Raw genomic sequence first — 5,812 nt, 5'->3', positions numbered from 1 at the left:
CCCGCGACGAACTGCCCATCGCCCACACCCTCGACGCCCTGCTCACCTCACAACAGCTCGTCGAGCAGCACATGTCCCAGACCGGTGACCCCCTCATCCTCGACCCGACCCACATCGCCGACACCTACTTCTCCGAGGCGGAAACCGCCGAACTACGCCTGCTGCGCGTCAAAGCCGTCCAGCACGCCGCCGGCCTGGCCGGACCTCCCACCCAGGAGGCCACCACCCTGGACATGCTCACCGCCACCGCCTACCTCGAAAAAGACGCCGCCGACTCCCGCGACCACATCCGCCAGACCCGCGCCCACCACCGCCACGCCAACCCGGTCCTCCTGCGCCGCATGGCCCGCGAAAGCCGCCGCGACGCCCTGGACTACACCGCCACCAACATCCTCCCCCACCTCCCCCGCACCCAAGCCATCGCCCTCGCCGACACCTGGCACCGCACCCTCGCCTACCTCACCCGCCACAACCCACCCCCCACCAGCAACACCACCACCCCAGACCCCACCGACACGACCACCACCCCAGACCCCACCGCCGCCAGCATCCCCGCCACCGACACCACGGTCAGCACCAGCATCCCGGCCACCACACCCAACGCCTACGCCGACCTCCTGGCCCGCGCACGGGAAGCAGCCGAAGCACAAAGCACCCACCGGCTCGACTACCACGCCATCGCCACCACCCTCTTCGGCCCCGAGCCCACCTCCACCCACATCGCCCTCGCCACCCACCTCGCCCCCCCGGCCCTCAAAGTCACCCCCGAAGCCGCCAAAGCCACCGCCCGCCTCATCACCACCCTCATGGGCGACAACGAACCCCACCTCCCCCACAACCCCACCCTGACCCAGAAAATCGACTACGCCATCTGGAGCGCCGCCCACACCATCACCAACGAACACAAGAACAACAAGCTGAGCGTGATAGCCATCGCCCGCTCCATCTGGGGAGACAAGCAGCACAACAGGCAGCAAGACTGGTTGTCGGGCTGGCTCATGGCCACCGGCCTCACCGGCGCACTGCCCAGCCAATGGAAGGATTTCAATCACTTCAAGCCGCTGGCCGATAAAATGCACGGCTCCACAAAAGAATTCAAAGTCCCCAACTTCGCACAGCTCGCTCGAAAGTTTCCCGTGAAACGGGGTTTCGAAGAACCCGGCGATGAGGCACAGGGCACGGTTGACGCATCGACGTCCGTCGGTGCCATCTACAGTGGCCTGTATACGGGCTGGGGGCTGGATGACTCGCTGCTCCCCCGGGACGGTGTGCGCTACCGCCTAGCGCGGGCCGCTCGTGAGGAACGTGAGCGTTCCGGCAGCTCCGATCCGGCGACCATCGCGGCCGGGCTGCTGGGGATGGAGCAGCCCGGCATCGACCAGGTCGTGCTCGTGCAGGAGCTGCTGCGCGCGGACCTGAACCTGCAGGACCCGCAGTTCCCCGGACTCGCGCAGATCATCGTGCAAGCCGTCGGCCACAGGCGGCCCCCCGCGATTCCCGGGCCACGCAGCACCAGAAAAGCGAAGGAGGCGTGGGAGCGGCTGTCCGAGCCGCAGAAACTCGCCCGCCGCATCGACCTGGCCATCTACTCCGCAGCAGATTCAATCGTCCGAACAGGACGATACCGCCCCTCCGGCCTCATCCGTTCCATCTACCCGGAGCCCAACGCGCACAAGAATCAGCGCAACTGGATGTCCTTGCTGGGCTGGCTGGAGGCTTTCGGGCTGGAGGCCTACCACCCGGCCCGACCCGGCCACCGCGAACTGGTGCGCTTCATGGAGGGATTCTTCGACGAGATATGGGAAGCCGTCGACGCCGGTGAGGACCTCAGCGGCCTCGGTGGCTTCGCAGGCCAGGCGGTCCAGAGCAGAGAGACGAGACGCTGGGCCGGTACGGCGTGGTTGCAGGCGCTGGGGCTGATCGGTGCGCCGATCACGGGCGGGAGCGTGCGTGGCAGGGTCCTGCAGCGGGTCAAGGAGCTGGTGGATCAGGGCGTGGACGATGCGGCCGAGATGGCGCAGAAGGCGTTCGGGACCAGGCGGGTGTTTCCCTCGCAGGTGGTGGTGGCGCGGCAGATGATGCGGCTGCTTGACCGTGGTCCGGTTTCCACGTATCTGCCCGTGCTGGCGAAGCGGTTGGTGTCCTATCACGGGGCGCCGGTGATGGTGCCTCCCGGGGTGGGCACCACGCTGCAGCAGCGGATCGACTACGCCATCTGGCGGGCGGCCACCGACATCGAAGCCGGGCGGAAGATCGCTCTGGGCCGGCTGGTGGAGCTGGTGTTCAACGGGGCTCCGCACACCAGCGTCCACCCGCCCATGGTGTGGCACGCGACCTCGCCCATCGGGCGCACCGCCCGCCGGTACTTCCTGCTCGGTGTCCTGGCCGCGGCCGGGCTGCGGCCCGCCTACCGGCTGGGCTCCTCAGTAGCCCGGAACATGGCCACCATCGTGGGCGAGTTCCAGCTGCAGAAATCCGTCAACGGCGCGGGCGCCAGCCCGCACTCCACCACAGTCGAGATCTTCTCCCACGAGCATGCGCCCCACACCTACCAGTCGTTCATCTGGGGCCTGCTGGAGACCCTCGGCCTGCGCGGCACCTCCCTGCCCCCGGGCGGGCTCCGCGCCCGGATGCACCAGACCGTCGACCACATGCTGGACCAGCACCCCGACGCCACCACCCAGCAGACCGGCGAACTGCTCTTCGGCACCGGCGAACTCAACCCCGAAGCCCTCACCGCCACCAGCCTGTGGATGAAGACAGCCACCCCCCGCCCGCTCCCCGCACCTCAGCCCACCACCAGCACCGCCATCAGCACGGACGGGGGTATCACGTCGCCGGGCGTGAACGCCTCACTGCCCCGGCAGACCGGCTACGTCGTCGCCGCCACCCTCCGCGCCCGCTCACAGCCCGGCTACACCGGCGACGACATCCCGGCCCTGGTGAAGGAGCTGTTCGGCATCGCCACCGACCCCTTCGGCCTGGCCCTGGTCACCGGCATCCTCGAAGGCGCCGCCCTCACCGGCCTCAACAACCACCACGACCCCGACCAGGCCCACACCCTCCCGGGTGCCGCCCTCACCCTCACACAAGCCCGCGCCCTGCACGACGACGCCACCCTGCAAAAGTCCACCCACGGCCGCATCGTCATCTCCCACACCATCAACGGCGTCATCCCCCACCGCCAGCATCACCACCACGCCCGCACCCGCGGCCTCCTCGCCGGCCGCGGTCTACTCCCCACACCCCGCCCCGACACCCCCCTGCACCGCCTCCAACAGAACATCATCAACCACGCCCGCACCATCGAAGACACCTACGGCACCCTCACCCCCGACGACATCGACCACATCGCCTACACCATCCTCCACGTCACCACCACCCCCGACGAACACCAACATCACGTCATCAAAGAGCTCCTGCACCCCCACGGCATCCACATCACCGAAACCCGCAACCCCACCACTGGACCCAGCACCCCCCACACCCACCCGGACAACGACCACCCCGACAGCCCCCACCACAGCGACAGCGACAGCGACAGCGACAGCGACAAGGGCGACAACCCCCACCCCATGGACCTCGACCCCCAGAACACCACCCACAACCAGCAGGCGCCCCCCGACACCCCCGGCTCTTCCAGCATCCACGACGTCCTCGAAGGCCGCACCACCAGCCGCACCATAACGGCCGAAGACCTGGCCGCCGTCGCACTCCCCGACCTGGACACACTGCGCCGGCAAACCCCCGAGGAACCCGACTACACCCAGGGCTACGACCCCGCCAAGGCAGCCGACTACGCCATGGCACTCGCCCTCGCACCCACCACCCTCACCACACCCATTCACCCCAAAGAATTCCTCGAGCAGCTCACCGCGAAACTCCAGGTTGACAGACGCACACTCATCTCCTACAGCTTGCTCTTCGGATCCGGTGGCCGCATCAAGATCCCCGCTGGCAACAAGTGGGTCAACGCTTCGATCATGAAAAGGACGCTCGACCTCTTCTGGCAGGGGAAGAGGGCCGGAGAAACCTACACCGCAACGACGGTGGCTCGCCTGCTGATCGGCGACGGACCAGGTGATCCCGGAAGCGTCGGTCATGCGGTGCGCGGCTACTGGATGGCGGCTGGTCTGGGTGACTACGGCATCGCCACGAACGGGGCACGGGACGTGGTGCGGAAGGCGGTGTATGAACTGGCCTGCGTGTTCACCGTAGCCGGCGATCAGCCCGATCCCCGGCTGATCGCCCAGCGCATCTACGCGGCCGGAGAGGAACCGCTCGAAAGCCAGGTCCTCATCGTGGAGGAGTTCTTGCGGCAACACGCCGAGAACTCGGCCCCTCTCACCGCGATCTCGGACACCGCCGCACCGACCGACCTCGACACCATCCCTCTGGACGACCTGGAGAAGCTGCGCGACGCCGTACCTGACCTTCCCGCAGAGCCGTTCAGTGACCCGCGCCTGGCGGCCGACTACGGAACAGCCCTCGCCCTGGCCCACTCCCGCTCTGAGGCTACCCTCGATCACGCTCCCCACAATAAGTACCTCACTCAGGGCTCCGACAAGTATTTCCACACGGCAGCAGGTTTGCTGTTCGCCGGCGGAGCCAAACTCAAGTTCAACAGAGAGTCCGAGAAACATCTCAACTCAAAATTTCTGCGCCAGAGTATCGATATCGCCTACCAGCAGCAGAGCAATAACAGGCCTCACACCCCGGCCTCTGCCGCGAAGGCCATGGGGTCAAATGGTGCCGCGATTTATGTGCGGGGTTTCTGGATGGCGGCAGGTCTCGGCGAGTACGCCATCACGGAGGGCGGGGCGCGGGACGTGGTGCGCAAGGCGGTGCGCAAGCTGGCCGACGTGTTCACCTCTGCCGGCAAGGAGCCTGATGCCTCGCTGATCGCGCTGCGGGTCTACAGCCCCGGGCGAAGGCCCGAGGTACAACACGTTGTCATGGTTGAGGAGTTCCTGCGGCAGAACCGTGCGATGGAGGAAGCCGGTGGTGCAGCGAGTGAGGGTGGTTTGGATACGGTCCGTCTGGATGATCTGGACCGGCTGCGCGGATCTATGCCTGAGCCCCCGAGCGGTGAGGAATATGACCAGGAGCTGGTGGCTGATTACGCCGCTCACCTCGCCCTGGCGCAGTCGCCCGACGCCCCTCGCATCGATCCCTCTGCTTACGCGGAACGGTTCGCCCCACCCCGAGTTACCGACGGTAGGAACCGGATTGACGTCAGCCGGGCTCTGCTCTTCGCCTCGGGCGCCCAAGCGGCCCCGGGAACGAATAACTCGCTGGTCACGGTGGACAAGATGAGGCAAGGTTTCGCGCTGGCCGGGCAGGTGGACGACAGGGGCGAGCCGCTCACCATGACGCAGGCGGCGTCGAAGATGGGCAGCAAGTCGGCCAAGTACGTGGTCCGGGGTTTCTGGCTGGCTGCTGGTCTTCGTGGTGAGGGGCTTCGGCGGGGTGGTGCGCGGGATGTGATCCGCAAGGCGGTGGACACGCTGGCCGGTGCCCTCACGGCGGCGGGTGGGGAGCCGGACGCGTGGCTGATCGCGCAGCGCATCTACGCCCCGGGCAGGGAGCCGCGGGAGCAGCAGGTCGTTTTGGTGGAGGAGCTGTTGCGGCAGCGTAAGGAGGCCGCGGAGCGTGCTGAGACCCTGCTGCCCCCGATGCCCTTGCTGCCGGCGGTGGTGGATGGGCTGGGCGGGGTGCGGGTGGGGGTGCGGGTGGAGCATGTGGGGGCCGGTCGTCTGCGGGCGGTGCTGCAGGTGCGGGGGGGCGGCAAGGTGGAGGTGCTGCCGGGCGG

1 protein-coding gene is annotated in these 5,812 nt (G+C 67.6%); it reads left to right on the top strand.

The window, feature by feature from the left end; translation table 11 throughout:
• Positions 1 to 5,812: hypothetical protein (locus tag ACFUJR_RS38525; RefSeq protein ID WP_383451246.1), on the top strand; the 5,812-nt coding region annotated here is incomplete at both ends.

The sequence above is a fragment of the Streptomyces sp. NPDC057271 genome, from assembly GCF_042668715.1.
Classification (GTDB): Bacteria; Actinomycetota; Actinomycetes; order Streptomycetales; family Streptomycetaceae; genus Streptomyces.
This window is presented reverse-complemented; position numbering and strand designations above follow the sequence as displayed.